Below are 25,885 nucleotides of genomic sequence, written 5' to 3' on the forward strand. Positions count from 1 at the left end.
GCACTGCTGAGCATGTATGCCCAGCTCCTCGGCGCACGAGCGGTGGTCGAGGTGGGGACGGGCGCGGGGATCAGCGGGCTGTGGCTACTGGATGGCATGCGCGAGGACGGGACCCTGACCACCATCGATTCCGAGCCGGAGCATCAACGCGCGGCCAAGGAGGCGTTTCGCACCGCGGAGATCCCGCCCGCGCGCACCCGGCTGATCAACGGCCGTGCCCTCGATGTGCTGCCCAGGCTCGCCGACGGCGCCTATGACCTGGTATTCATCGATGCGGCCCCGCTCGAGCATCCGCAATACGTCGCCCAGGCGGTACGGCTGCTGCGCGCGGGCGGTGCGATCCTGCTGCACAACGCCCTGCTCGGCGGCCGGGTTCCGGATCCGGCGCAGCGCGATCCGGCGACCCAGGCGGTGCGCGCGGCCACTCGCGCGATCGCCGAGGACCCCGAACTCACCAGCGTGCTGATCCCGGTCGGCGACGGTCTGCTCTGCGCATCGCGCGGCTAGTAACCGACCGGCTACCGATAAACGCTGCTTGCGTGGGGATTTCGTTCGCCGCATGCTGATTCCGCCGCCGTACGACGGGTATCCGTATTGATGCCAGGTTCGACGACGGCAAGGTACGCCCATGGTGTGGGAGCGCGGATCCGAGATCCTCGAAATCGGCCATATCGGCCACACGATCAATGAGGGACGATTACGCGGTGGCTGTCTGCTGCCCGCACTCGGCTTTCTGATTTTCATCATGGTGCTCGCCGTAGTGGTGCTGGTGTGGATCAGCAATGCCGATTTCGGCTCCGAACGGACAAAAGTCCCGCTAACTCCGGGGCCCTGCGAACCGTTCTGCACGGCCACCGTCGGACCGCCGCAACCCGGCCCCCGATAGCCGTCGAGAATTGCCGCGCAAAACCTCCGCCGACTGGGTATCAAGTAGGAGGATGTCCCGGTGTGGACACCGGGGAGAGGTTCGGATGTTCGGCAACGACGACGATTATGGGCCGCGCCCGATCAACTGGGGTCGGGCCGCGATTGTTCTCGTTCTCGTGCTCGGACTCGCGGTGATTCTGATGCTGTTGGTCGTCACCGCCGATTTCGGTGATAAGTCGCCGTCGACGACCGTGCCGAAAACTCCCGGGCCGTGCGCGCCTTTCTGCCCGACGAATGCTCGGTAGCCGGTACTAGACCCACACGCCCTTGCCGACAGTGACCACGCCGCCGTTGCTGACCGCGAAGCGATCCCGATCCCGGTCCAGATCGACGCCGATGATCTCGCCCTCGCCGACGACGACGTTCTTGTCCAGAATCGCGCGGCGCACCACCGCACCGCGGCCGATCCGCACCCCCGGCATGAGCACGCTGCCCTCGACGGTCGCGCCGTCATCGACCATGACATTGGAGCTGAGCACCGAATTGCGCACGGTCGCGGCCGAGAGAATGCAGCCGGCGCCGATCACGCATTCCTGTGCGAGCCCGCCCTGCGCGAATTTGGCGGGCGGCAGATTCTCCGCCGCGCCGCGGATGGGCCAGTGCTTGTTGTAGAGGTTGAAGACCGGATGCACCGAGACGAGGTCCATATGGGCCTCGTAGAAGGCGTCGATAGTGCCGACGTCGCGCCAGTAACCGCGGTCGCGTTCGGTCGCGCCGGGCACCTCATTGTCGGCGAAGTCGTATACCGCGGCCTCACCCGCCGCCACCAGCGCGGGGATGATGTCGCCGCCCATATCGTGATCGGAATCGGAGTTGTCGGAGTCGGCACGAATCGAATCCACCAGCACCTTGGTGGTGAAGACGTAGTTGCCCATCGAAGCGAAGGTGACGTTCGGATCGTCCGGTGTGCCCGGCGGATGCGCGGGCTTCTCCAGGAATTGGGTGATCCGCCCGGACTCGTCGGAGTCGATGCAGCCGAATGCGCTCGCTTGGCTGCGCGGCACCCGGATACCGGCGACGGTGACGCCAGCACCGGAGTTGATGTGGTGCTGGACCATCTGCTCCGGATCCATCCGGTACACGTGATCGGCGCCGAAGACCACGATGTAGTCCGGATCCTCGTCGTAGATCAGGTTCAGCGATTGCATGATCGCGTCGGCGCTGCCGGTGTACCAGCGCGGACCGAGGCGCTGCTGCGCGGGTACCGGCGTGATGTACTCCCCGGCGAAACCCGACAGCCGCCAGGTCTGCGAGATGTGCCGGTCCAGCGAATGCGACTTGTACTGGGTGAGCACGCACAGGCGCAGATAGCCCGCGTTGACCAGATTGCTGAGTACGAAGTCGATCAGACGGTAGGCGCCGCCGAAGGGGACGGCTGGCTTGGCTCGATCCGCGGTGAGTGGGAACAGGCGCTTGCCCTCGCCACCGGCGAGCACGATCCCGAGTACGTGCGGCTGGCTCCTCACATCTGCCAAACTACCGCGCCACCCGGGTACAGGTGGCCCATGCCAAAGTGAACGTCTAGTTTGAAGCAGTGAGTTTCGGCACGGGCGGCGAGAGTGCGGGGACGGTAGCCGGTGATCCCGACCGGCTGAGTGTGGCGATGTTGACACGGGAATTTCCCCCCGAGGTGTACGGCGGGGCGGGCGTGCACGTCACCCAGTTGGCTGCGCAGTTGCGGCAGTTGTGCGAGGTGACGGTGCATTGCATGGGGGTGCCGCGTACGGATGCCGTAGTGCACCAGCCGGATCCGAATCTCTACGCCGCCAATGCCGCGCTGCAGATGATGTCTGCCCAGCTGCGGATGGCCGATGCCGCGGGTCAGGTGGATGTGGTGCACTCGCATACTTGGTACACCGGGCTGGCCGGACATCTCGCCGCGACGCTCTATGGGATCCCGCATGTGCTCACGGCGCATTCGCTGGAGCCGCGGCGGCCGTGGAAGGCCGAACAGCTCGGCGGCGGCTACCGCCTGTCGTCGTGGTCGGAACGCAATGCCGTGGAATACGCGGACGCGATCATCGCGGTGAGCGAGGGCATGCGCCACGATGTGCTCGACGCCTATCCGACGATCGATCCGGACCGGGTCCACGTGGTGCACAACGGCATCGACGCGACCGTCTGGCATCCGGGACCGCCGCTCGTGGGTTCCCGGTGGATTCTGAGCGAATTGGGTGTGCGCGCCGATCAGCCGATCGTGGCCTTCGTCGGTCGCATCACCCGGCAGAAGGGGGTCGGGCATCTGCTCGCCGCGGCCCGCGACTTCGATCCGGAGATCCAGCTGGTGCTGTGCGCGGGCGCGCCGGATACCCGCGAGCTGGAGGCCGAGATTTCCGCGGCGGTCGCCGAACTCAGCAGCGTGCGCGGCAATGTGTTCTGGGTGCGCGAGATGCTGCCGACCGAGCAGATCCGCCAGATCCTGGCCGCCGCAACGGTCTTCATCTGCCCTTCGGTCTACGAGCCGCTCGGCATCGTGAACCTGGAGGCGATGGCGTGCGCGACCGCGGTGGTCGCCTCGGATGTCGGCGGCATTCCCGAGGTGGTGGCGGATGGGCAGACGGGTCGCCTGGTGCACTACGACGGGAATGCGGTGCGGCAGTACGAACAGGATCTGGCCGCGGCCGTCAATGCGGTCGCCGGTGATCCGGTGCGCGCCGCCGAATTCGGCGCGGCCGGACGCCACCGCGCCATTGCCGAATTCGACTGGCTCCGGATCGCATCCCAAACCGTCGCGATCTACGACCAGGTCCGCAAGCTCTGACCCGGCCGATCGCTGGCGCTCATGGGTGGGGCCGGTAGGTCGAGATCTGGACCGAGGCGGTGACTTCGACGGTGTCCGGGAGGGCATCGACGTGCAGGGTCCCGTGATGGGCGGATGGACCCATCGCCACCACATCGCGGATATTGGTGCGGGAGAGCTTCATCGAGTACTCGACGAGCGTGCGGTCGACGGGGGCGAAGTGGCCGGACATGGCCTCGGTGAGGCGCCGTTCCTTATCCGGGTCGACCGTCACCATGCCGAGTGGGCCGATCAGTTCGGCCAGATGGCGTGGCGTCGGAGTGGCGACGACGAATCGGCCGTCGGTGGTGAGGGTCCTGGCGACCTCGCTCGGATTGCGCGGCGCGAATACCGAGAGCACACGGCGCAGCGCACCGTCGCGGACGGGTAGACCGCGCCAGGCGTCGGCGAGTACCGAGGCGGCGCGCGGATGGGCGCGGGCGCAGCGTCTGGCCGCCGGTTTGGCCACGTCCAACGCGATCCCGCGGGCGGGGATGGCATCGAGCGCGGCGGCCAGGTAATAGCCGGTCCCGGCACCGACCTCCAGTACCGCATCGTCGTTGAGCACCGGGCCGGATGAGTCGTCGGCCGCGGCGGCCGTGGCCACCGCATCGGCGATCGGCGCGAAATGTCCCTCGAGCTGGAATGTGGCGCGCGCATCCAGCATCGCCGCGGTATCGCCGGTCATCTTCGTCGACGCGCCGGTCAACAGACTGACGTAACCCTGCTTGGCGATGTCGAAACTGTGCCCGGATCCGCAGCGCAGCGTCCGATCCCGCGACTCCATACCGGAGCCGCATTCCGGACAGGCCAGCAGCCCGGCCACTTCAGCGAGTGGGGAATTAGCTGGTGACACTCTTCAGTTCGTCACCGAGCGCTGCCGCTTCATCCGGCGTGAGTTCAACGACCAGACGCCCGCCACCCTCGAGTGGAACCCGCATCACGATTCCACGCCCTTCCTTGGTTGCCTCGAGGGGACCGTCCCCGGTGCGGGGCTTCATGGCCGCCATCCTCTGCTCCCTCCAGATCTGCGCGATATCCTGCGCACTTTCTTGGAACTCCAGTTGTCACCAACCAGCGAGCTCACCGGCATTTGGCGAGCTACACCCGTCCCATTCTTCCCTATCGCCGGAGTGGACGGATACCTGAGTTCGAAATGTGACCGCTCGGCCTGGATCGGGCCGCTCAGCGCCGACCATTTCGAGCGACCTGCGAGCAGTCGCTACCGGACCCAACAATCGGCCAGGTGGTCGTCGACCATTCCGGTCGCCTGCATCAGCGCATAGGCGGTGGTCGGACCGACGAAACGGAACCCGCGTCGCTTCAATTCTTTTGCCAGAGCTACGGATTCGGGAGTTGTCGCGGGTACCTCGGCGATTGTGCGTGGGCGTGGCCGAGACGCCGGGGCGAAGGACCAGATCAGTTCGTCGAGTCCGATATCGAGGTCCGCGGCGACGCGCGCATTGGCGATCGCCGCATCGATTTTGGCCCGGTTGCGGACGATGCCGGGATCGGCGAGCAGCCGCGCCACATCGCCGTCACCGAAGGCGGCCACCCGGTCGATCGCGAACCCGGCAAACGCAGCACGGAAGGCCGGTCGCTTGCGCAGAATGGTGATCCACGCCAGACCCGATTGGAACGCCTCGAGACACATGCGCTCGAACATGGCGTCGTCGCCGTGTAGCGGCTTACCCCATTCGTGGTCGTGATAGTCGCGGTAGAGCTGAGACCCCTCCGACCACGGGCAGCGGAGCTTGCCATCGGATTCGGCCGCCAGCGCGGCCCCAGCGATCTCGGCGGTCATTTCTGCTCCAGCCCGAACTGCACCTGCGGGTGGACAGCGGGTTGATTCGGCTGGGCAAAGGAAGCTTCCGGCTGAGCGATGGGTACCTGCGGCCGCGCAATCGGAACGCGCGGCTCGGTGGCCGGTGTCGGTTGCGGGGTGACCGGTGTGTACGCGTAGGCGATCGGCTCGTGTGGCTGGCCGGTCGGTGCCTGCGGTTGGGGGGCCGCCGCGTGCGGCGGGGCAGGTGTGCCGTTGGGTGATGCGGTCGGCGGCTGCCGATGGGCGATCGCGCCGTGCGGTTGGCCGGTCGGTGTCGGTGGATGAGTGGTCGGAGTGCCCGACTGGGGGACCGGTGTGCGCCACTGGGCGGTCGGGCCGTGCGGGTGACCGGTCGGTGTCTGTGGTTGGGCGGATGGCGGCTGTGGCTGCGCGATGGTGCCGTTGGTCGGAGCGGGCGGTGTTTGCGGCTGGGCGTCGGGCTGGGTAGCAGGTGTATGCGGCTGTGCGGTCGGGCCGTTGGGGGTTGCCGGTGTCTGTGTGCTCGGCTGCGGGTTCGAAAGTTGGACGTTCGGCTTCTGGAGGTTCGGGCTCTGGGCGGCGAGCGCCTCGGCCAGTTGGAGCTGCAGCTCGTCGATTCTGGTCGCGAGTTGGGTCAGCGCCCAGTCCACTTCGCCCGCCTTATAACCGCGCACCACCTGCTGGAAGCGCAGTGCGCGCACATCGGCGCCGCTGATGCCCTCGGCGGGCAGAACGGTGGCGGTCGTGCCCTCGGGCAGCGGTCCGAGTTCCTCGGCGCGCCCGAATACCGCACTGGCGAGCAAGAACAGGACCGCGGCGACCAAGCCGACGATCAGCACGTACAACAGCAGCGTGAGCATGTCACGAGCTTATTGGCCGACACCGACACCTGGCATCCACCCGCCCTGCGGAAATCGGACTTCGAATTGCCGGTGGCCAGCTGGCCGGGCGACCAAGTCCGCTTTCGTCTCGTAGATCCGAGTTGGCGCGCCGCGGCCCGAAGTCGGTGGGCGATCGGGTGCGCCGTCGCGTCGCGCCGCTACAGGTGGCGCGTCGTATCGATGCCGAGTGACATGCCCGCGAGTCCACGACGGCGGATCGCGAGTTTGTCGGCGACCTCGAGCAATGCCTTGGCGGCCGGATTCTCCGGATCCCGCAGCACGATCGGCGTGCCCTCGTCACCGGCCTCGCGCAATGCCTGTTCGATCGGAATCTGGCCCAGCAGTGGCACATTGGCGCCCACCGCACGGGTGAGGCGTTCGGCGACGGACTGGCCGCCACCAGAGCCGTAGAGGTCCATCCGGGTGCCATCGGGCAGATCGAGCCAGGACATGTTCTCGATGACGCCGGCGATCCGCTGCCGTGTCTGCAGCGCGATCGCACCGGCGCGCTCGGCGACTTCGGCGGCCGCGGGCTGGGGCGTGGTGACGACCAGGATCTCCGCATTCGGGATCAGCTGCGCGATGGAGATCGCGACATCGCCGGTGCCGGGCGGCAGATCGAGCAGCAGCACGTCCAGGTCGCCCCAGAACACATCGGCGAGGAACTGCTGCAGCGCCCGGTGCAGCATCGGACCGCGCCACACCACCGGCGTATTGCCCTGGGTGAACTGCGCGATGGAGATCAACTTCACATTGTGCGACTGCGGCGGCATGATCATCCGCTCGACCTGGGTCGGCCGCGCGTCGGTGCCGAGCATCCGCGGAATCGAGTGGCCGTAGATATCCGCGTCCAGTACACCGACCGACAGACCGCGTGCAGCTAGGGCGGCGGCGAGATTGACTGTGACACTGGACTTTCCGACGCCGCCCTTCCCCGAGGCCACCGCGTACACGCGGGTCAGCGAACCGGGCTGGGCGAAGGGGATCACCGGATCGGCGGAGTCGCCGCGCAGCTGCTTGCGCAGGTTGGTGCGCTGCTCGTCGTTCATGATGTCGAGCTCGACCGTGACGGCACCGACGCCAGCGACATCGGCCACCGCCTTGGTGACCCGCTGAGTGATCTCGGTGCGCAGCGGGCAGCCCGCCGTCGTCAGGTAGACGACGATATGGACATTGCTATCGGCACCGATCGCGATGCTCTTCACCATGCCCAGTTCGGTGATCGGTTTGCGGATCTCCGGGTCGTCGACCTTCGCGAGGGCTCCCCGCACATCCGCTTCCGTAACCACTGGCATGGCAGAAATTTTACGTTGTGTCAGATTCGCGGCAGGTCACCGGGCTTGGGTGCGATACCGGAGGCATAGGATCCGGCCCATGCCATCACATTGGCGACGTAGGCCATCGAGTTGTTGTAGCGCAGGATCGCCCGCGTCTGCTGGGTGAGATCGCGCATGTTCAACCCGCCGTCGCACAGGTACTTGCCCGCGGTCAGTGCCGCGTCGAACAGGTTCTGGGGATCGGCGATGCCGTCGCCATTGCCGTCGGCGCCGTAGCGCTTCCAGGTCTCCGGTAGGAATTGCATGGGGCCGATGGCGCGGTCGTATCCGCTGAGTCCGTCCAGCGCGCCGTCGTCGGTATCGCCGACGACGTGATTGCCCGCGAGGCTGCCGTCGAGAACCGGTCCATAGACAGGTGTGAGCGGATTGCCGTCGGCGTCGGCCTTGCCGTAGGCGTGGGTTGATTCGACCCGGCCGATTCCGGCGAGCAGATACCACGGCATTCCGCAGACGGGATTCTCGGCGGCGAGTGTGCGTTCGGCATTCTGGTAGGCCGCGACGGCGACGCCGGGAATGCCGAGCGGGCCGGCCGGCAGCGCGGCCGGTTGCCTACCATCCGGCAGCGCAACGGTTTTCACGATCGGCGGTGCACTCCGTGCCTGCTTTGCCATTGCGTGAGCGACGAATTCGTCCGTGGCTGCTGGTTCCGCGGCGGCCGCGAGTCCGAGCGCCTGGTCGTCTTGATCGTCGCCCGGAACATGTTCCAGGACAGACGATGCGGTCGGATCGAGCGTGCCCGCGGACGCGGCGACAGCCACGAACCCAGCGGGAACCAATCCGGTCAATGCGATAACGGAGCTGCGCTTGATTGTCGCAGGCGACTGTTTCCGGTGACGCCCCACTGTGCGGTGACCCTCCATTGACTCTGCAGCGAGTCCTTCGTGATGGAACGAAGAAGAGATTACCGCATTCGAGACCTTTTTGTTACTGCTTCGTTATCGGGTTCCGGTGTGGCGTAACGGTTCGGTTATCTGTCCTGGTATCAGCGCTGCGGGACCGGTGCGGGCAGCGGGATGACGATGCCGAACGGCAGCGTGATGCCCGGTGCGGGCGGCGTTGCGAGTTCTGTCTGTGTCGGTTCCGCTGCGTCGGGCAGGCCGGGCTCCGCCGTCTTCTCCGGCGTGGTCTCCGTCGATTCACCCGGCGACTGCGGGGGAGTCTGCGCATTGGGCGCGGGCTGTGCCGCTCCAGGCCCCGGCTGGGCCGCACCGGGTTGGGCCGGAGTGCAGTTGGCGGCTTGTGGCTGTGGCTGTGCCTCGGGCTGATCCGGGTGCGCGGGATCCTTCGGCTCGCCCTTCGGCTCGCCCTTCGGCTCGCCCTTCGGGTCGCCATTGCCAGCACCGAAGGTCTGCGCCGGTGCGATGGGTGACTGGGCCGGATCGCCGGGCGGGGGCAGCTGCGCCGGCGCCGCCTGCTGCGGTTCGCACGGCGGCTTGGGCGCGGGTAGCGGGCAGAAGATGCCGCACGGGATCGGCGGCAGACCGGGGATGGTGATCATCACCTGGGTCGGCGTCGGGATGGTCACTGTATTCGCCGGCGGTGGCTCGGTGGTCGTGGTGGTGGTCGGCGATGTGGTGGATGCGGCCAGCATGTCCGTGCCCGCCGTGATCGGCCCGCTGCCCGGCGGAATGAGATCGGGGGAGATGCGCACCTGGCTCGGGGTGCCGCCGGTGCGGTAGGCCATCGACCAGCTCAGCACATTGGCGGCGTAGGCGAGCGAGTTGTTGTAGCGCAGCACCGCGCGCAGTTCCTGTTGCGGATCGCGCAGGTCCAACCCGCCCGAGCAGAGGTATTTGCCCGCGGCGAGGGCGGCGTCGAAGACATTGTGCGGATCGGCGACGCCGTCACCATTGCCGTCGGCGGCGTACAGACTCCAGGTGCCCGGCAGGAACTGCATCGGACCGATGGCGCGCACCGCGGTGCCGTCGGCGGCCCTGATCACCTGGTTACCCGGCAGGGTGCCGTCGAGGGCTGGGCCGAAGATCGGGGTCACCGTGGTGCCCGCGGCGTCGGTGCGACCGCCGCCCGCATGTCCGGATTCGATCCGGCCGATACCGGCGAGCAGGCTCCAGGACAGACCGCAGCCGGGCATCGAGGATTCCAGTGCGAGTTCGGCATTGCGATATGCCGCGAGCACGATTTCCGGGATGCCGAGCGCGCCGCCCGTGGCCGGGAGCGAGATGTCGTGCAATGGCACCGAACCAGCGAACAGTGGTGTGCCACCGGCAAGCGGGGTCATTGCTCGAAGTTTGCGGGGAGCCTCCGGCGTGACCGAAAGGAGACCGACTGTCCGAGACAATGGCGCCTCGCCGGTATTGTCGGATGCCCCGTTGGCGACGACCCGACCGGTCGACACGGCGAGCAGAGCTTCAGGGGCTTTGTCAGGAGTACTGGACTGCGTGACGTTGGTTGCCGAGCCGGTGGCGACCAAACCAGCGACGACCAGGGCCGAGAGGGTTATCGGAGCGGATATTCGCATTCGGCCACACCATTCCTCGACGTCGTGGAGCTGCTGTCCGGGACATCCCCTGCCCGGCGGCTCGGGACAACGCCGTCCAGGTTACCCGCGGGTCAGAACGTTGTTGAGCATTTCCTGTCAATCGTCAGCAACTGGCGGTGAAACCGGAACCGTGCCCTGCTTTCAGCCGGAGCTTTTCTTGCGATTACCCTTTGCGGGTTTATCCGACTGCGACTCGCGATCCGGGGCTTCGGCGGCCTCGATCCGTTCCAGTACCTCTCGCATTTCCTCCAGTTCGCGCCGGACATAGTCGCGCGTAGCAACCTCGCCGATCGCGATCCGCAGCGAAGCGAGTTCGCGGGCAAGGAATTCGGTATCGGCCTTGGTCTGGGCGGCCCGGCTCCGGTCCTCCTCCAACGACACCCGGTCGCGGTTGTCCTGTCGGTTCTGCGCCAACAGGATCAGCGGTGCCGCATAGGCGGCCTGGGTGGAGAACGCGAGGTTGAGCAGGATGAACGGATACGGGTCCCAGCGCAGCGTGATCACGAAGATGTTCAGCAGGATCCAGATGACCACCACGATGGTCTGGATCGCCAAATAGCGTCCGGTGCCGAGGAATCGGGCGACCCGCTCGCTGGAGCGGGCCATGGCCTCGGCGTCGTAGTCGAAGCGGAACCGCGATTCCACCGGCGTCTCGAGGCGCTGACGCGCTGGACTCTTCTCACTCACGGTCGGCTGTCCCCTCATGTCTCGCGGCCGCCTCGTGCGCCATATCGGGCGTATCCTCCTGCTCGCGCCAATCCTCCGGCAGCAGATGGTCGAGCACATCGTCCACGCTCACCGCGCCGAGCAGGTGGTTCTCCTCGTCCACGACCGGTCCGCAGACCAGGTTGTAGGTCGCGAAGTAGCGGGTCACCGCGCCGAGCGGGACATCTGGGCGCAATGGGGCCAGATCGGTGTCGAGAATGCCGCCGACCAGATGTGCCGGAGGTTCGCGCAAAAGTCGCTGCAAGTGGACCGAGCCGAGAAACCGGCCGGTCGGTGTGGCGGTCGGCGGGCGCACCACGAACACCATGGAGGCCAGCGCCGGTGTCAGATCCGGGTTGCGCACCCGGGCCAGCGCTTCGGCGACGGTGGTTGCCGGGGTGAGGATCACCGGTTTCGGGGTCATCAGACCGCCAGCGGTATCCGGCGAGTGCTGCAGCAGTCGGCGGACCGGTTCGGATTCCTCCGGATCCATCAGTGCCAGTAGCGATTCCCGCTCGCCCGTCGGCAGCTCGCCGAGCAGGTCCGCGGCATCGTCGGGGTCCATGGCCTCGAGCACATCCGCGGCTCGGCCCACCTCGAGGTGGCCGAGCAGATCGACCTGATCGTCATCGGGAAGTTCCTGCACCACGTCGGCGAGGCGCTCGTCATCGAGCGCGACCGCCACTTCGACGCGCCGCTTCTCCGGCAGTTCGCGTAGTAGATGTGCGACGTCGGCGGGGCGCAGACCCTCGAACTGTTCGAGCAGTTGGGTGACGTCCTGGCCTGGCCTGCCGATTTCGTATGGGGTCAGCCCGCTGACCTGGGTCCAATCCACCACGTGCACGGCACGGCGGCGCCCGAGCCGGCGATGTCCGCGCACCGCGACCCTGGTCACCCGCCAGTCCCTGGTCCGGGTCTGTTCGATGCCGAGATCGACAACGAGCACATCGACATCCGCGACATCCGGCAGATCCGGATCGTCAACGCGCACCGAGGAATCGACGATCTGCGCGAGCGCGAGCATTTCGCCGGGCCGCTGGGTGAAGCGGCGCAGGCTAACCGTGCCGGTATTGAGCGCGACAGCACCGGGTTCGATGGTGGTGACCCGCAGCATCGGCACGAAAATCCGTCGCCGGGACGGCAGTTCGACGACAAGGCCGTGCACCCGCGGCTGCTGGCGGTCGTAGCGGATGGCCACGACGACGTCACGGATGCGGCCGATAGACTCGCCGTCCGGGCCGAGTACCACCAGCCCGGCAAGTCTGGCGACGTACACCCTGGTTGCTGCCATGGCTGTCAGGTTAGAGGGTGCGCGGACCGGTATTCGCACCATGCCCACGATCGACGGGAGTGATCATGAAGCCGCGCCGCTCGGTGCTCGCCTGCCCCGGTAGCAGCAAGAAGATGATCGATAAGGCCAAGGGGCTACCGGTCGACGAGGTATTCCTCGATCTGGAGGACGCGGTCGCGCCCGCGGCCAAGGCCGAGGCCCGCGCGAATATCGTGGCGGCGCTGAACGACTCCGGCTGGGGTAGCCAGCTGCGGGTGGTGCGGGTCAACGACTGGACCACCGAATGGACCTACACCGATGTGATCACGGTGGTGGAAGGTGCGGGTGCGGCCCTGGACGCGATTTTGCTGCCGAAGGTCACCGATGCGGGTCAGGTGCGGGCACTGGATCTGCTGCTCACCCAGTTGGAGAAGGCGAGCGGGCTAGAGGTCGGCCGGATCGGTATAGAACCGCAGATCGAAAACGCGCTGGGATTGCGCAATATCGATGAGATCGCCACCGCGAGTCCGCGGGTGCAGGCACTGGTCTTCGGTCCGGCCGACTTCATGGCCAGCATCAATATGCGCACATTGGTGGTCGGCGAACAGCCGGAGGGCTATGACACCGGCGATGCCTACCACCACATTCTGATGACCATCCTGCTCACCGCCCGCGCGCACGGATTGCAGGCAATCGATGGCCCCTACCTGCAAATTCGGGATATCGATGGATTTCGCAGGGCGGCCGGACGCACCGCCGCGCTCGGTTTCGACGGCAAATGGGTGTTGCATCCCGGACAGATCGAGGCCGCGAACGAGATCTTCAGTCCGCGCCAGGCCGATTACGATCGCGCCGAGCTGATTCTGGATGCCTACGCCTTCCACACCTCCGAAAAGGGCGGTGCGCGCGGTGCGGTAATGCTCGGCGACGAAATGATCGATGAAGCCAGCGCCAAGATGGCTCGGGTAATCGCCGATAAGGGCCGAGCGGCGGGGATGCTGAGATCCGCAGAGATGGGGACGACGCGTTTCACACCCCCGAACATCGGTTCGGAATAGCAGAATAGAGATATGACGAATCCCTTGGGGAACTCGAATCGTGCGCGCCAGGGCCTGCCGACGCCGCCGACGGGCTGGCCGGTCGGCTCGTATCCGACCTATGCCGAGGCGCAGAAGTCGGTCGATTTCCTGGCCGACAACCAGTTCCCTGTGCAAGACGTGACCATCGTCGGCGTCGACCTCATGCAGGTCGAACGCGTGCTGTACCGACTGACCTGGGGCAAGGTGATCGGCGGCGGAGTGGTTTCGGGCGCGTGGCTCGGCCTGTTCCTCGGCCTGCTGCTGAGCCTGTTCACCACCACCGGCGGTTTCGCGCCGGTGCTGGTCGGCCTGGTCGGCGGCATCATCTTCGGCGTCATCTCCACCTCGATCCCGTACGCGGCGACCAAGGGACAGCGCGACTTCGCCTCCACCATGCAGTTGGTGGCGGGCCGCTATGACGTGCTGTGCGACCCGAAGTCGGCCGAGCAGGCTCGGGACATGCTGGCGCGGTTGGCGATCTGAGCGCATGGAAGTAGTGGAGAAGGTCCGCACCGAGGTGCTGGACCACTTCGGTGTGGCATCGACGGGTGTCGACTCCGCGTCGGTGACCTTCCTCGGGTTGGAGCCCATCGAGATCCTGCGCATCCCGGGCGAGGAGCTGGTGCACTACGTAACCCTCGGCGGCTCCCGCCATCCCATGGGCGATCCCGGTGACCTGCACGCCGATCCGGTGCGCGGGCCGCGGGCCGAACTGGTGTTGACACTGCGCGCGGGAGTCGGAGCGAGCTCGGGGCTGGCCCGCACACTCGGTGTACTGGTCGCGGCGCCAGCCGTGGAAGGCGTTGTGCTGCAAGCCGATGCGCTACTCGACCTCGGCGAGCCGATGTGGCGCAATGCGCCGTTCACCGCGGTGTTGTTGGGCGAGAGCGACATTCCCGAGGTGGTGTTGCCCGAGCCCGCCGAGCCGGTGCGGTATTTCGCGGTGGTACCGGTGACCGCGACCGAGGCGGCCTGGGTGCGAGTACGCGGTGCGCAGGCGTTGCGCGACGCGTGGGCGGAGGCGGGTATCGATGTCTTCGACCCAGGACGCGGTGCGGCGAATCTCTGAGTCGCTACAGCCAGTTGTTGCGGTGGAAGTTGACGTAAAGCCCGACGCAGATCCCGAGCGTTATCGCGATGACCAGCCAAAAGGCCCAGCTCGACTCCAATCCGGGCATATGTGTGAAGTTCATGCCGTAGATCCCGGCGATCATCGTCGGCACCGCGGCGATCGCGACCCACGCGGAGATCTTGCGCATATCGGTGTTCTGCTGGACACCGACCTTGGCGAGTGCGGCAGTGATCAGTGCACTGAGCGCCTCGTCGAAATCGTTGATCCGCTCGGCCACCGCCGTGTGATGATCGGCGACATCGCGGATATATCGCCGAACCTCCTTGGGCAACGGCATTCCGGTGTTGCGGCCGAGTGCTTCGAGCGCGGTCCCGAGCGGATTCACCGCGCGCCGTAGCTCAACGACCTCACGCTTGAGCTGATAGATCGATTCGACGGACACTTTGCTGCGCGGCGTAAAGATCTCCTCTTCCATCTCGTCGATATCGTTCTCGACCGACTGGGCGACCTCGACGTAGGAATCCACGACGTGATCGGCGACAGCGTGCAGCACCGCACCGGGGCCGTACCCGAGCTGCTCGGGTTGGCTCTCCAATTCCTTTCGGACACCGGCCAATCCGGTGTGCTCGCCGTGCCGGACGGTGACCGCGAAACTCGGTCCGGTGAAGACCATGATGTCGCCGGTCTCGACGATCTCGCTGATCGAGTGGATTTCGTGCGGGACATAGCTGACGGTGCGCAGTACGAGGAACAGAGTGTTGTCGTAGCGTTCCAGCTTCGGTCGCTGATGGGCGTGGATGACGTCTTCCACGGCCAGCGGATGCAGATCGAAGGTCTTGGCGATATCGGCCATCTGGTACTCGTCCGGGTCGTGCAGTCCGACCCACACGAATCCGGTTCCGCGGTTGCTCACCTCGGCCATCGCGTCCGCAGGACTGAAGTGGCCGGGCAGTCGCCTGCCGTCGATGTAAACAGCGCAATCGACCACCGCACGCGCGGTGGGCACTGGGATATGGGGCAGCGGCGTGCGCGCTCGGGCCTGGCCGCGGAACGACGGTAGCGGCGGAATAGATGGCACCGCTCGATGCTACGTCGGCTGCGCCTGCGGCTCGAGACGAGCGGCACGGTATGAAAGAAGGCGTGCGCATCGACCTGCATACCCATTCGACCGCGTCCGACGGTACCGATACCCCGGCCGAACTCGTCCGGAATGCGGCGGCCGCGGGACTGGACGTCGTCGCGATCACCGACCACGACACCACCGCGGGGTGGAGCGAGGCGGTCGACGCGCTGCCGAAGGGGTTGACGCTGGTCCGCGGCATGGAGATGTCGTGTATCGGCCTCGGCGAGGACGGGTGGCCGGTTCCGGTGCACCTACTCGCGTACCTCTTCGATCCGACCGATCGGTGCTTCGCCGACGAGCGCGAGCGCCTGCGTGCTGAGCGGGTCGAGCGTTTGCGCGCGATGGCCGAGCGGATGCAGGCCGACGGACTACCCGTCGATCCGGACGCAGTGCTGGCCTCTGCCGGACCGTCCGCGGGCCGCCCGCACCTGGCGCGTGCCCTCGTCGAGGCCGGAGTGGTGCCGAGTGTGGACGCGGCCTTTACCGAATTGCTGGCCCCGCACGGTCGCTACTACGCGGAAAAGGCCGATACGCCGTTGCGCCGGGCCGTCGAGATGATCGCGGCCGCCGGTGGCGTCAGCGTGCTCGCGCATACCAGGGCGCGCAAGCGGGGCCGGTTGCTCGCGCTCGACGAGATTCGCGAACTCGCCACCCTCGGACTCGGTGGGCTGGAGATCGCGCATCCGGACCATTCCGCGGCCGACCGGGCGCTGCTCGTCGATCTGTCCGCCGAACTCGGCCTCATCACGACCGGATCGTCGGACTATCACGGCGCGAACAAAACCATCCGGCTCGGTGAATTCACCACCGATCCGGCGCAATTCGAGGAACTTGCAGGCAAAGCCACGGGAGTGCCGGTGATCGCCTCGTGAGAGTGCTGCGCGGACTCAGCGGAATTGTTGCCGGTGGGATGTTCGTGCTCGCCCTCGTCGTTGTCGGTACCGCGGTTATCGCTGCTCGGCGCGATTTTCCCGGACCCGGTGGGGAATCGGTGACATGGCATGTCGCCGCATCCGTGATCGGCGTCGGCGCACAGATCTTTTCGGATCGGCATCGGGGTTTTGCTGCTTTTTCCGGATCGATGGTCGTTTTCATCGTCGCCGGATTATTGCTCTGGACGCAGTGGTGGAGCTGATATCTCGGTAATGGTTGCGGCCACGTGAATTGTGGTCGAACATTTCTCTTTGTGACTGAATGCGAGACGGATGTGCTCGTCCTCGGCGGCGGTCCCGCCGGGGTTTGGGCCGCCGTCTCCGCCGCCAGCGCGGGCGCTCGGGTGGTACTCGTCGACAAGGCACGCTGCGGTGCCAGCGGACCCACCGCATGCGGGACGACATCGCTGTGGAATATCCCGCCGGGACCCGCCAGGGACGATGCGGTGCGGCGCGCCTATGCGCACGGCGGCGGACTCGCCGAACCGGAGTGGATGCTGCGGGTGCTCGACGAGACGCATCGGCGGGTCGAACAGCTGGCCCAGTGGGGCTATCGGTTTCCAGGGGAAGGCAGTGGCCCCGATGCCAGGGGGCCATCGTTGCGCGTCTACCTGGACGGCGTGAGCTACCTGCGCCGGATGCGCCGCAGCGTGCTGGAGGCGGGGGTGCACGTGCTCGATCATCATCCCGCGCTGCAATTGCTCGTCGATCGCGACGGTGCGGTCACCGGTGCGGTCGGCGTGCAGCAGCTCAATGGTTTTCGCCCGTGGACCATCCGGGCCGGGGCCGTTGTCGTCGCCACTGGCGGCTGCGCCTTCCTGTCCGGGGGCGCCGGCACCGATGTCGATACCGGCGACGGACTGCTGCTGGCCGTCGAAGCGGGCGCGGAATTGTCCGGGATGGAATTCTCCAGCGCCTACGGACTTGCGCCGGTGCTGTCCGCATCCCGCGATGCGGCGTTCGCACCCGGGCTGGCACTGCATTTCGCGACGCTCTACGACGAATCCGGCGCGAAGATCACCGGTCATCGTGCCGCGGCGTTCGCCGCGATCGCCGATGGCCACCGGATCTACGCCGCAGTGGAAGATGTGCCGTACCCGGTCCGGCGCTGGCTGTCCCGGCAGGGCCTGGTCGACCGCACCCGCCGGGTGCCGCTGCGCGCGGTGCTCGAGGGCACCGTGCGCGGGACCGGCGGGCTGCGCATTGCCGGGGTGGACTGTGCGACCACGGTGGCCGGACTGTACGGCGCGGGCGATGTGATGACGCGCGAGCCGATCACCGGTGCGGTCAGCGGCTTCGGCGGTCAGGGCGGCGCCTGGGCCATCGCCTCGGGGGTATGGGCGGGTAAGGGTGCGGCCCGGTTCGCGCGCGGTCGCGGCCGGACCGGGCCGGTGCGCGAGCTGGCGGGTGCCGGACTGAACCCGGTGGCCCGCATTGATCCGCGCGCGGTGGTCGGGCTGGTGCAGGAGCACACACTGCCGCTGCGCCGCAGCTACTGGCGCAGCGCGGGGAGTCTGCGCGACAGCATCGCCGAACTCGACGCCATGTGGCCGGGCGCCGAATTCGATCTGGGCGGATTCGGCGCGGATCGGCTGCGGGCCAGGCAGGCGGCGGCACTGCTGGCGGTGGCGCGCTGGACCAAATACAGTGCCCTGGCGCGCACCGAGAGCCGCGGGATGCACAGGCGCACCGATCATCCCGGCGCCGCGGCGGATTGGCGGGTGCGGTTGACCTCCGGCGGGCTCGACACGGTATGGGTGCGATCGGACCCGCGCCAGCCCGCTGCGCAACTCGCCGCCGCCGTGCCCGAAGTCGCCGCGGTGCTGCCCGAACCCGAGGCCGGTCCGGATCTCACCGCGGCCGATCCGGTCCCGTTGTGACAGCTCACGGGATACCGCTACCGAGCTGCGAGTTTCTGCTTACCCCCAGGTAATTCGGACGACCTACCCTCGAAAGATGACGCTCGGCCGGGATACGACACGCCGGTTTGGCAATGCGTCGTCCCGGCTGGCAGAATGTTGCGGATTCCCACCTACGCCACCGCCGGGTTCGGGAACATCGGCGATCTCCGCCTCGCGACGCACCGTCGCGTCCCGAGGATCCCCCCGCACGTTCTATCCGGACACACCCGTTCGGCCCTCGCTCTGCGGATCAGTGCCGCGCCACATTTCGGTATCGGACCGTCGGTCTTTCGACGCCTGCGGTCCGACTCGAAACGCCCCGGTCAGCGCACTCGATGAGCGTATGAATCAGCCAATACCCATTACCCGGCGGTAACCCGTCCCCCGGTTTGTCCGACCCGAGCAGGAGTGAAATCGTGTCATCTGTGACTGACGCACCGAATGCCACTGCAAGCCTTTCTGAAATCACGCACGACGAGATTTTCGCGGGACATCTCGGTGGCAAACTATCGGTCGAACTCACCGCGCCGCTGGACACCCAGCGCGACCTTTCCATCGCCTACACCCCGGGCGTGGCGAAGGTCAGCCTGGCCATCGCGGAAGATGAGGCGCTGAGCAAGCGCTACACCTGGACCGACCGTTTGGTCGTCGTGGTGAGTGATGGCACCGCGGTGCTCGGTCTCGGCGATATCGGCCCGCGCGGCTCGCTGCCGGTGATGGAGGGCAAGGCGGCGCTGTTCAAGAAGTTCGCCGGACTGAACTCGATTCCGATCGTGCTCGACACCAAGGATGTCGACGAGATCGTGGAGACGATCATCCGGCTGCGCCCGAGCTTCGGCGCGGTGAACCTGGAGGACATCTCGGCGCCGCGCTGCTTCGAGATCGAACAGCGGCTCATCGAGGCGCTGGACTGCCCGGTCATGCACGACGACCAGCACGGCACCGCCATCGTGGTGCTCGCCGCCCTCAACGGTGCGGCCAAGGTGCAGGGCCGTGCGATCGACGATATGAAGGTCGTGGTGTCCGGTGCTGGCGCCGCCGGTGTGGCGTGCACGAACATCCTGCTCGCCGCGGGTGTCAAGGATGTGACCGTGCTCGATTCGAAGGGCATCGTCAGCCGGGACCGCGGCGACCTCAACGAGGTGAAGGTCGAACTGGCGCAGCGCACCAACCCGCGCGGGCTGACCGGTGGTGCGGCCGAGGCGCTGGCCGGTTCCGATGTGTTCCTCGGACTTTCCGCGGGCACCATCGCCGAGGAACTGATCGCCTCGATGGCGCCGGAGTCGATCGTGTTCGCCATGTCGAACCCGAATCCGGAGATCCACCCCGATGTCGCGCACAAGTACGCCGCGATCGTGGCCACCGGGCGCAGCGACTTCCCGAACCAGATCAACAATGTGCTGGCCTTCCCCGGCGTCTTCAAGGGTGCGCTGGACGCGGGCGCGCGCCGGATCACCGAGGGCATGAAGATCGCCGCCGCGGACGCCATCCTCAGCGTGGTCGCCGATGAAATCAGCCCCGACAAGATCGTGCCGAGCCCGCTGGACCCGCGCGTCGCCCCGGCTGTTGCCGAGGCCGTCGCCGCCGCGGCCCGCGCCGAGGGTGTCGCGTGACCTGATCTCGCAAATACGGGGCCGTTCACAGTGCTGGACGGCCCCGTATTTCGTTGTGCGTCAGTGCGGTACGGAGACGGCCGAGACGAATTTCGCGACTTGGGCGTCGGTGAGGTTCTTGGCGATATCCGATTCGCAGATCATGCCCACCAGGCGCTTCTTGGCATCGACCACCGGGAGCCGCTTTATCTGGTCCCGCTCCATCATGATGAGCACTTCGCTGACGTCGGCGTCGTCGGATACCCAGCGCGGCGTGCCCTCCGCCAGATCACCGGCCCGGACCTTGCTCGGATCATGGCCCATCGCAACACATTTCACAACGATGTCACGGTCGGTCAGCATGCCGACCAGCCGGTCGTTGTTGCCGATCGGCAGGGCGCCGACATCCAGCCTGCGCATCATCTGCGCGGCCCGGTCCAGCGTCTCGTCGGCGGGAATCCATTCCGCATCGGCGTGCATGATGTCGCGAGCCTTCATGGAGCGACTGTTCACAGCAAACCTCCTCGTCTCGGTGAATGAACCCGCAGGACCCGAGGTTGCGCAGGAACTCGACACGGTCGGTCACAGTTGTGCCGGGCATCCATGGGTGACGACGACTCCTACGGTCTCGTCACATAGTGACCCCGATCACAGTGTTGGTCAACGCGGAGTTGCTGATGGGCTGCTGGCAGTGCAGCAAGATCGCGGCATATCGGCCTGAAATGCGTTCACGCCCTCCGTCGCGATAGTCCTTGGTATCATTTTGGTATGACAACGATCAGCGTCCGCCTACCCGATGAGATCCACGCCCGGATCACGGCGGCGGCGGAGGCTGACCACATCTCGGTGAACTCCGCCCTCGTGCAAGCAGCCGAAGCCTGGGTCGAGGCGCAAACTCAGCGCGCGCGCAGCCGAGCGCTGATGCGGGAGATCATGATCGAGGATGCCGAGTTGCTGGCCCGGTTGGGCGACGAGTGACGCCGGACGTTCTGCTCCTTGTCAATTCGGCTGTACTCGGTGGGAAACCAGAAGTCCGCGACGCGGGCCTGGTAGCCGCGGCCGCGGCGCGGCCACATGCCAACCTGTCCGGCGCGGAGAGCTATCCGTCCATCGAAGAAAAGGCGGCGGCACTGCTGCATTCGATCGTGCGCACCCGGCCGTTTCAGCGCGGCAATACGAGCACCGGATGGGTTGCGCTCCGAATGATGTTGCGTTGCCACGGAAAACGCCCCGGACTCACGGCCACCGAAGCCTTCGACCTGTTGGAAGAACTCCGGGCGGTCGACTTGTCTGTTCCTGAACTCGTTGCGGCGCTACGTGTTATCGACGACTGAGCATCGGGGGTGTGCAACAGGACCAGTCACCGGTGACCGTCGTTCACTCCGAGGTTTGCATGATGGCGGCCGGTGTGACTATCGCACGGTTCGCGTGGCGCAGGCGGCCGGTACCGGGGGCGCTGACCCAGACCGCGAAGGCAAGCAGGCCGTCCATGAGCATGGCGAGGGCGGCGACCAGGAGGGCGCCGACCAGGACGCGGTCGTAGCGGTAGACCGCGATGCCGTCGAAGATGTAGCGGCCCAGTCCGCCCAGGTTGACGAAGGCCGCAATGGTCGCGGTGGCGATGACCTGGAGGGTGGCACCGCGCAGGCCGGTGAGCAGGATCGGCAGTGCGTTGGGCACTTCGACGCGGAACAGGATCTGGCGTTCGGTCATACCCATGGCGCGTGAGGCGTCGACGACATCGGCTGGGACATTGGCGATTCCGGCGTAGGCACCGGCCAGCAGCGGCGGAATGCCGACCGTGACCAGCGCGAGCAGCGGCGGGATCAGCCCGAGGCCGAGCAGCAGCACCAGGAAGGTGAGCAGGCCGAGGGTCGGCAGGGCGCGCATGGCATTGGCGAATCCGACGAGTACCGCCGAACCGCGGCGGGTGTGCCCGATGACCAGGCCGAGCGGCAGCGCGACCGCCGCGGAGAAGACAATGGTCAGGAAGCTGTACCAGAGGTGCTCGCCGATGCGGTGTTCGATGCCCGCCGGGCCGTTCCAGTTCGCGCCGTCGGTGAGGTAGTGCCAGGCGTCGATGAAAAGGTTCATGCGGCAGCGCCTTTCGCCTTCGCGACCCTGGCGTCGGCGCGCACCCACGGGGTCGACCAGCGGCCGAGGGCGTATACGAGCCGGTCGAAGATCAGCGCCAGCGCGAGGGTCACGATGATGCCCGCGATGATCTCGTCCGGATAGTCGCGCTGATAGCCCTGGGTGAAGAGTTTGCCGAGCCCGCCGACGCCGATCAGCGCACCGACCGAAACCATGGCGATATTGGTGACCACCACGACCCGCAGGCTGGATACGAAAACCGGTATGGCCAAGGGCATATCGACGGTCAGCGTGCGGCGCAGCGAACTGAAGCCGACGGCGTCGGCGGCATCGATGACGGTGGGCGATACCGAATCCAGCGCCGTCGGCACCGCGATCACGAGCAGCGCGGTCGAGTAGACGGTGAGCGCGATGATCACATTCAGCGGGTCGATGGTCGTTATTCCGGCCAACGGCGGAATGATCACGAACAGCGCCAGTGACGGAATGGTGTAGGCCAGGCTGGCCGCCGTCACCGTGACCCGCCGCAGCCAGGACACCCGGCGTACCAACGCCCCCACCGGAATCGCGATGATCAGGCCGAGTGCGAGCGGCACCAGCGCCAGATACAGATGGGTCCTGGTGAAACCCATGATCTCGGCGAAGTTGTCGATCAGATATCTCATGCGCTCTCGGTTTCGAAGAAGTGCCGATTGCGCTCGTCATCCTCCGCCGTGCGCTGCCCGGCGAGCTGTTCGAGTACCTCGGGAGCCCGGATGCCGCCGCGTGCCGCACCCGAATCATCCACGGCGACACCGATTCCCGATGGAGACGAGATCGCCGCATCCAAGGCCTGCCTGAGGTCACCGCCCGATGGGAACAGCGAGCCACCCGCCGCGATGCTGTCGTGCAAGGCTCGGCCGGCCCGGATGCCCTCGACGCCGGTGACATCGATCCAGCCGCGCGGCACTCCGGAATCGGTGACCACCAATACCCATTCGCCGCGTTCCAGGCGAAGTTCGGCGAGTTCGGATTCGGTCGCGGTGTGAATCTCGTGCAGTACCAGGCTGTCCGCGCTGCGGAACGACAGTGCGCGATAGCCGCGGTCGCGTCCGACGAATCCGGCCACGAAATCGGTTGCGGGCGCTGCGAGTACGCGTTGTGGTTCGTCGTACTGCTGCAGCATGCCGCCGGGGCCGAAGACCGCGATCCGGTCGCCGAGTTTGACCGCCTCATCGATATCGTGGGTGACGAAGACGACGGTCTTGTGCAATTCCGCCTGCAGGCGCAGCATTTCGGCCTGCAATTCCTCGCGCACCACCGGATCGACCGCGCTGAACGGTTCGTCCATCAGCAGCACCGGCGGATCGGCGGCCAGTGCCCTGGCCACCCCGACTCGCTGCTGCTGGCCGCCGGAGAGCTGGGCCGGATACCGGTTGGCCAGCGAGCGGTCCAACCCGACCCGGTCCAGCACCTCGAGTGCGGCCGCCCGGGCCGCGCGGCGCCGAACCCCTTGCAGCACCGGCACGGTCGCGACATTGTCGATGACGGTGCGGTGCGGCAGGAGTCCGGCGCTCTGGATCACGTAGCCGATACCGAGCCGCAGCTCGACCGGATTCACCGTCGAAATATCTTCGCCGCCAACAGTGATGGTGCCCGAACTGGGCGTGATCATCCGATTGATCATCCGCATCGAGGTGGTCTTGCCGCAGCCCGACGGTCCGACGAAGACGGTGAACGAACCGGATTCGATGCACAGATCGAGTTCGGAGACGGCGTGGGTGCCATCCGGATAGGTCTTGCTGATCCGGCTGAATTCGATATCGGACACGCTGGCTCCTACTTGGTCGGCGTGTTCAGCCCCTGGGCGGTGACCCATTGCTGTGCCGCGGCCTTGGGTTCGGTCTTGCTGTTCCCGGAGACCGCCTCGTTGAGCTTGATCAGCTCGTCGGTGGTGAGTTTCGCGGAGACGGCATTGAGCGCGGCGAGCGCCTTATCGGTCTTCTTGGCGGTAGTGAACAGCGGCACCACATTCTGGGCCGGGAAGTTGTGCTTCGGATCCTCGAGCACCACCAGGTTGTTCTGCACAATCGCGGGGGAGGTGGTGAAGATATCGGCCGCGGTCACCGTGCCGTCGACCAGCGCGCGCACGGTCGCCGGGCCACCGCCGTCGGCGATCGGCACGAAGTTGTTCGCGGCGATATCGAGGTTGTAGTTCTTCTTCAAGCCGGGCAGGCCGCCCGCGCGCTCCTGGAATTCGGCGGGCGCGCCGAATTTCACCTCGGCCGAATGCGCGGCCAGATCGGCGATGCTGTGCAGGTTCCACCGCTCCGCGGTGGCCTTGGTGACCACGACCGCATCGGAGTCCTGGCCGGGTGCTGGGGTGCCGACGGCCAGATCGGAGCCGACCGCCTTGGCGAGTGCGGCGTCGACGTCGGCAGAGCTGGTCGCGGTCGCGCTCTTGTCCAGATACTGCAGCAGGTTGCCGTTGTAGTCCGGGATCACCGAGATCGCGCACTTGCGCAGCGCCGGGATGTAGGCCTCGCGGCTGCCGATATTGAGCTTGGTGTCGACCTTGAATCCGTTGACGCGCAACACTTCCGCGTAGATATTCGCGACCGTCTCGGACTCCGGGAAGTTCGCCGAACCGACGGTCAGCCCGTCGCCGTCACAATTGCCCTTGGCCGCAAGCGGATCGGAGCTGCCGCAGGCGGACAGGATCATGGCGGCGGCCAGTGCCGCGGCGGCGACGAGAACGCGGGCGGTGCGCAGCGTCAGCCGCAGCGCGAACCGCCCGTGCCTCGCGGCATCGGGGGTGATCGTGGATTTCACTGGAGTCCTTCCGGCATGGACGGGCGGTGCAAGGAGCCGTGTACGCACGGCCACCCGGTACATTCTGGTAGTTCATACTGCCCGTTGCATGGTGTTCCTGTTCGCTACGGAGAGTTGGTGTCCCCGGATGGTATTGGCCGCGTCGAGGCGGATGCTGGCACGACTGATGGTCGTGACGGCCGTCACGCTGGCCGTTTCCTGTGGAAACGACGATCCGGGACCGACGATAGCGGTCGGCGCGGGCGATTCGATGGAATCAAATCTGCTTGCGCAAATTTATGCGGGGGCGCTCGCGCGGACCGGTGCGCGCACCTCGGTGGCCGCAGATCTCGGTCGCCGGGCGGACTATCTGGCCGCATTGGACGCGGGCACCGTGACGGTGGTCGGTGAACACAGTGGCGAACTGCTCACCTTTCTCAATGCCGGGGCACAGGCCCGCAAGCCGGAGGTCACCACCGATGTGGCGGACAAGTCGACGGCGGCGCGGCTGTCGGTGACCGAGGAGTTGAACCGGTCGCTGCCGGAGGGGCTCGCGGTATCCGATCCGGCCGACGGTACCGATATGCGATCCCGGGTGCTGCTGACCGAAGCCGCGGCAATCCGCGATAACGTGCGATCGGTCAGCGCGCTCGCGCCGCGGTGTGATGCGATCGAAGCCGGGGTGGCACCGGTGCCGGATGTGCTGTCAGCGCCGGGCCCGGTGCGGATTGCCGGTTGCGATTTCGCCGGGACCAGGCCCTATCCGGATGCAGCTGCGCTGCGAAAAGCATTGTTGGACGGCGAGATCCAGGCCGGAATCCTGACCGGGCCATCCGCTTTGGTCCCCGGTGCAACCGACGGGCTGACGATCCTCACCGACGCCGACTACGCGGTGCGTGCCGAGAATGTGCTGGCGGTCTACCGCACGGGTCTGCTCGACGATCGGCAGATCAAGAAGCTGAACTACGTCGCGGGTGAGCTGACGACCGATGAGTTGGCGCAGATGATCCGCAAGGTGCGCGATGGCGCGAATGCCGCTGAGGTGGCCCGAGCCTGGTTGGACACGCACGCGCTCTAGCCGCGTTTCATCGGAAATCCC

General features: G+C 66.6%; 29 protein-coding genes and 1 pseudogene. 14 read left to right on the forward strand and 16 right to left on the reverse strand.

The genetic code is table 11. The annotated features are described in order from the left end of the window. The 3 genes from ABZW16_RS00005 to ABZW16_RS00015 all read left to right on the forward strand — a co-directional run. On the forward strand, positions 1–507 hold a 507-nt coding region (locus tag ABZW16_RS00005; RefSeq protein WP_354950455.1), incomplete at its 5' end, for an O-methyltransferase. 121 nt (positions 508–628) lie between these two features. Then, positions 629–886 carry a hypothetical protein gene (locus ABZW16_RS00010; RefSeq protein ID WP_354950457.1) on the forward strand — a complete coding sequence of 86 codons (258 nt, stop codon included), beginning with the start codon at positions 629–631 and terminating at the stop codon, positions 884–886. A gap of 85 nt (positions 887–971) precedes the next feature. Continuing rightward, complete coding sequence (locus ABZW16_RS00015; RefSeq protein ID WP_354950459.1) at positions 972–1,172, forward strand: hypothetical protein; 201 nt, start codon at positions 972–974, stop codon at positions 1,170–1,172. Positions 1,173–1,178: 6 nt separating this feature from the next. Here ABZW16_RS00015 and glgC read toward each other — a convergent pair whose 3' ends face one another. Next, positions 1,179–2,393 carry a glucose-1-phosphate adenylyltransferase gene (gene glgC, locus ABZW16_RS00020; RefSeq protein WP_354950461.1) on the reverse strand — a complete coding sequence of 405 codons (1,215 nt, stop codon included), beginning with the start codon at positions 2,391–2,393 and terminating at the stop codon, positions 1,179–1,181. A gap of 125 nt (positions 2,394–2,518) precedes the next feature. Between glgC and glgA the strand changes: the two genes are divergently transcribed. Further along, complete coding sequence (gene glgA / locus ABZW16_RS00025) at positions 2,519–3,688, forward strand: glycogen synthase (protein WP_354950881.1); 1,170 nt, start codon at positions 2,519–2,521, stop codon at positions 3,686–3,688. Positions 3,689–3,707: 19 nt separating this feature from the next. Here the strand turns inward: glgA and ABZW16_RS00030 are convergent, their stop codons facing one another. From ABZW16_RS00030 to ABZW16_RS00070, 9 genes and pseudogenes are all read right to left on the reverse strand, one after another. Beyond that, the gene (locus tag ABZW16_RS00030) at positions 3,708–4,562 is read right to left on the reverse strand and encodes a putative RNA methyltransferase (protein ID WP_354950463.1); all 855 of its coding nucleotides are present in this window, start codon (positions 4,560–4,562) and stop codon (positions 3,708–3,710) included. After that, on the reverse strand, positions 4,549–4,716 hold the full coding sequence (locus tag ABZW16_RS00035) for a DUF3117 domain-containing protein (protein WP_011211259.1): 168 nt from the start codon (positions 4,714–4,716) through the stop codon (positions 4,549–4,551). Before ABZW16_RS00035 ends, ABZW16_RS00030 begins: the two co-directional genes overlap by 14 nt. Before the next feature lie 212 nt (positions 4,717–4,928). Next, positions 4,929–5,510, reverse strand: coding sequence for a DNA-3-methyladenine glycosylase I (locus ABZW16_RS00040; RefSeq protein ID WP_354950467.1), 582 nt, complete (start codon positions 5,508–5,510; stop codon positions 4,929–4,931). A gap of 590 nt (positions 5,511–6,100) precedes the next feature. After that, positions 6,101–6,370: pseudogene (locus ABZW16_RS00045) on the reverse strand (DivIVA domain-containing protein); the annotation flags it as partial. Positions 6,371–6,549: 179 nt separating this feature from the next. After that, positions 6,550–7,686 (reverse strand): Mrp/NBP35 family ATP-binding protein, encoded by a 1,137-nt coding sequence (locus tag ABZW16_RS00050; RefSeq protein WP_354950469.1) that lies wholly within the window; start codon positions 7,684–7,686, stop codon positions 6,550–6,552. Positions 7,687–7,706: 20 nt separating this feature from the next. After that, positions 7,707–8,570, reverse strand: a complete 864-nt coding sequence (locus ABZW16_RS00055) for a lytic murein transglycosylase (RefSeq protein ID WP_354950471.1) — start codon at positions 8,568–8,570, stop codon at positions 7,707–7,709. 140 nt (positions 8,571–8,710) lie between these two features. Further along, complete coding sequence (locus ABZW16_RS00060) at positions 8,711–10,207, reverse strand: lytic murein transglycosylase (protein WP_354950473.1); 1,497 nt, start codon at positions 10,205–10,207, stop codon at positions 8,711–8,713. A 162-nt stretch (positions 10,208–10,369) separates the two neighbouring features. Next, on the reverse strand, positions 10,370–10,915 hold the full coding sequence (locus ABZW16_RS00065; protein ID WP_354950475.1) for a DUF1003 domain-containing protein: 546 nt from the start codon (positions 10,913–10,915) through the stop codon (positions 10,370–10,372). Continuing rightward, positions 10,908–12,224, reverse strand: coding sequence for a CBS domain-containing protein (locus ABZW16_RS00070; protein ID WP_354950477.1), 1,317 nt, complete (start codon positions 12,222–12,224; stop codon positions 10,908–10,910). The genes ABZW16_RS00065 and ABZW16_RS00070 overlap by 8 nt, the downstream gene beginning before the upstream one ends. A gap of 65 nt (positions 12,225–12,289) precedes the next feature. Between ABZW16_RS00070 and ABZW16_RS00075 the strand changes: the two genes are divergently transcribed. Genes ABZW16_RS00075 through ABZW16_RS00085 form a run of 3 tightly spaced genes read left to right on the forward strand, consistent with a single transcriptional unit; the run spans position 12,290 to position 14,351 of the window. Beyond that, the gene (locus ABZW16_RS00075) at positions 12,290–13,261 is read left to right on the forward strand and encodes a CoA ester lyase (protein WP_354950479.1); all 972 of its coding nucleotides are present in this window, start codon (positions 12,290–12,292) and stop codon (positions 13,259–13,261) included. Between the two features lie 12 nt (positions 13,262–13,273). Continuing rightward, positions 13,274–13,765, forward strand: a complete 492-nt coding sequence (locus ABZW16_RS00080; RefSeq protein WP_354950481.1) for a general stress protein — start codon at positions 13,274–13,276, stop codon at positions 13,763–13,765. Positions 13,766–13,769: 4 nt separating this feature from the next. After that, positions 13,770–14,351 carry a suppressor of fused domain protein gene (locus tag ABZW16_RS00085; RefSeq protein WP_354950483.1) on the forward strand — a complete coding sequence of 194 codons (582 nt, stop codon included), beginning with the start codon at positions 13,770–13,772 and terminating at the stop codon, positions 14,349–14,351. A 4-nt stretch (positions 14,352–14,355) separates the two neighbouring features. Here ABZW16_RS00085 and ABZW16_RS00090 read toward each other — a convergent pair whose 3' ends face one another. Further along, a complete protein-coding gene (locus tag ABZW16_RS00090) occupies positions 14,356–15,432 on the reverse strand; it encodes a magnesium and cobalt transport protein CorA (protein ID WP_354950485.1) in 1,077 nt (358 codons plus the stop codon). A gap of 62 nt (positions 15,433–15,494) precedes the next feature. Here ABZW16_RS00090 and ABZW16_RS00095 point away from each other — a divergent pair, with 62 nt between their 5' ends. The 4 genes from ABZW16_RS00095 (at position 15,495) to ABZW16_RS00110 (ending at position 19,923) form a co-directional block, all read left to right on the forward strand. Beyond that, on the forward strand, positions 15,495–16,349 hold the full coding sequence (locus ABZW16_RS00095) for a PHP domain-containing protein (RefSeq protein ID WP_354950883.1): 855 nt from the start codon (positions 15,495–15,497) through the stop codon (positions 16,347–16,349). Beyond that, positions 16,346–16,612: a hypothetical protein gene (locus ABZW16_RS00100; protein ID WP_354950487.1), complete on the forward strand. Its 267-nt coding sequence runs from the start codon at positions 16,346–16,348 to the stop codon at positions 16,610–16,612. Before ABZW16_RS00095 ends, ABZW16_RS00100 begins: the two co-directional genes overlap by 4 nt. A 51-nt stretch (positions 16,613–16,663) precedes the next feature. Further along, complete coding sequence (locus ABZW16_RS00105; RefSeq protein ID WP_354950489.1) at positions 16,664–18,289, forward strand: FAD-binding protein; 1,626 nt, start codon at positions 16,664–16,666, stop codon at positions 18,287–18,289. Between the two features lie 446 nt (positions 18,290–18,735). Next, positions 18,736–19,923, forward strand: coding sequence for an NADP-dependent malic enzyme (locus ABZW16_RS00110; protein ID WP_354950885.1), 1,188 nt, complete (start codon positions 18,736–18,738; stop codon positions 19,921–19,923). A gap of 60 nt (positions 19,924–19,983) precedes the next feature. Here ABZW16_RS00110 and ABZW16_RS00115 read toward each other — a convergent pair whose 3' ends face one another. Next, positions 19,984–20,400 (reverse strand): CBS domain-containing protein, encoded by a 417-nt coding sequence (locus ABZW16_RS00115; RefSeq protein ID WP_354950491.1) that lies wholly within the window; start codon positions 20,398–20,400, stop codon positions 19,984–19,986. Between the two features lie 270 nt (positions 20,401–20,670). Here ABZW16_RS00115 and ABZW16_RS00120 point away from each other — a divergent pair, with 270 nt between their 5' ends. Both ABZW16_RS00120 and ABZW16_RS00125 read left to right on the forward strand, forming a co-directional pair. Then, positions 20,671–20,880 (forward strand): toxin-antitoxin system HicB family antitoxin, encoded by a 210-nt coding sequence (locus ABZW16_RS00120; protein ID WP_354950493.1) that lies wholly within the window; start codon positions 20,671–20,673, stop codon positions 20,878–20,880. Next, positions 20,877–21,236, forward strand: a complete 360-nt coding sequence (locus ABZW16_RS00125; RefSeq protein ID WP_354950495.1) for a Fic family protein — start codon at positions 20,877–20,879, stop codon at positions 21,234–21,236. Before ABZW16_RS00120 ends, ABZW16_RS00125 begins: the two co-directional genes overlap by 4 nt. 43 nt (positions 21,237–21,279) lie before the next feature. On the opposite strand, the gene ABZW16_RS00130 is transcribed toward ABZW16_RS00125, so the two are convergent. From ABZW16_RS00130 to ABZW16_RS00145, 4 genes are read right to left on the reverse strand one after another with little or no spacing between them, the layout of a single operon-like run. Then, positions 21,280–21,996, reverse strand: a complete 717-nt coding sequence (locus ABZW16_RS00130) for an ABC transporter permease (protein ID WP_354950497.1) — start codon at positions 21,994–21,996, stop codon at positions 21,280–21,282. Next, positions 21,993–22,661, reverse strand: coding sequence for an ABC transporter permease (locus ABZW16_RS00135; RefSeq protein ID WP_354950499.1), 669 nt, complete (start codon positions 22,659–22,661; stop codon positions 21,993–21,995). Before ABZW16_RS00135 ends, ABZW16_RS00130 begins: the two co-directional genes overlap by 4 nt. Further along, entirely contained in the window at positions 22,658–23,854 is a 1,197-nt protein-coding gene (locus tag ABZW16_RS00140; protein WP_354950501.1) for an ATP-binding cassette domain-containing protein, read from the reverse strand. Before ABZW16_RS00140 ends, ABZW16_RS00135 begins: the two co-directional genes overlap by 4 nt. Further along, a complete protein-coding gene (locus tag ABZW16_RS00145; RefSeq protein WP_354950887.1) occupies positions 23,815–24,699 on the reverse strand; it encodes an ABC transporter substrate-binding protein in 885 nt (294 codons plus the stop codon). Before ABZW16_RS00145 ends, ABZW16_RS00140 begins: the two co-directional genes overlap by 40 nt. Before the next feature lie 259 nt (positions 24,700–24,958). Here ABZW16_RS00145 and ABZW16_RS00150 point away from each other — a divergent pair, with 259 nt between their 5' ends. Next, entirely contained in the window at positions 24,959–25,864 is a 906-nt protein-coding gene (locus tag ABZW16_RS00150; RefSeq protein WP_354950503.1) for a glycine betaine ABC transporter substrate-binding protein, read from the forward strand. Positions 25,865–25,885: the final 21 nt, after the last annotated feature.

It is taken from the genome of Nocardia sp. NPDC004604, assembly GCF_040609795.1.
Classification (GTDB): Bacteria; Actinomycetota; Actinomycetes; order Mycobacteriales; family Mycobacteriaceae; genus Nocardia.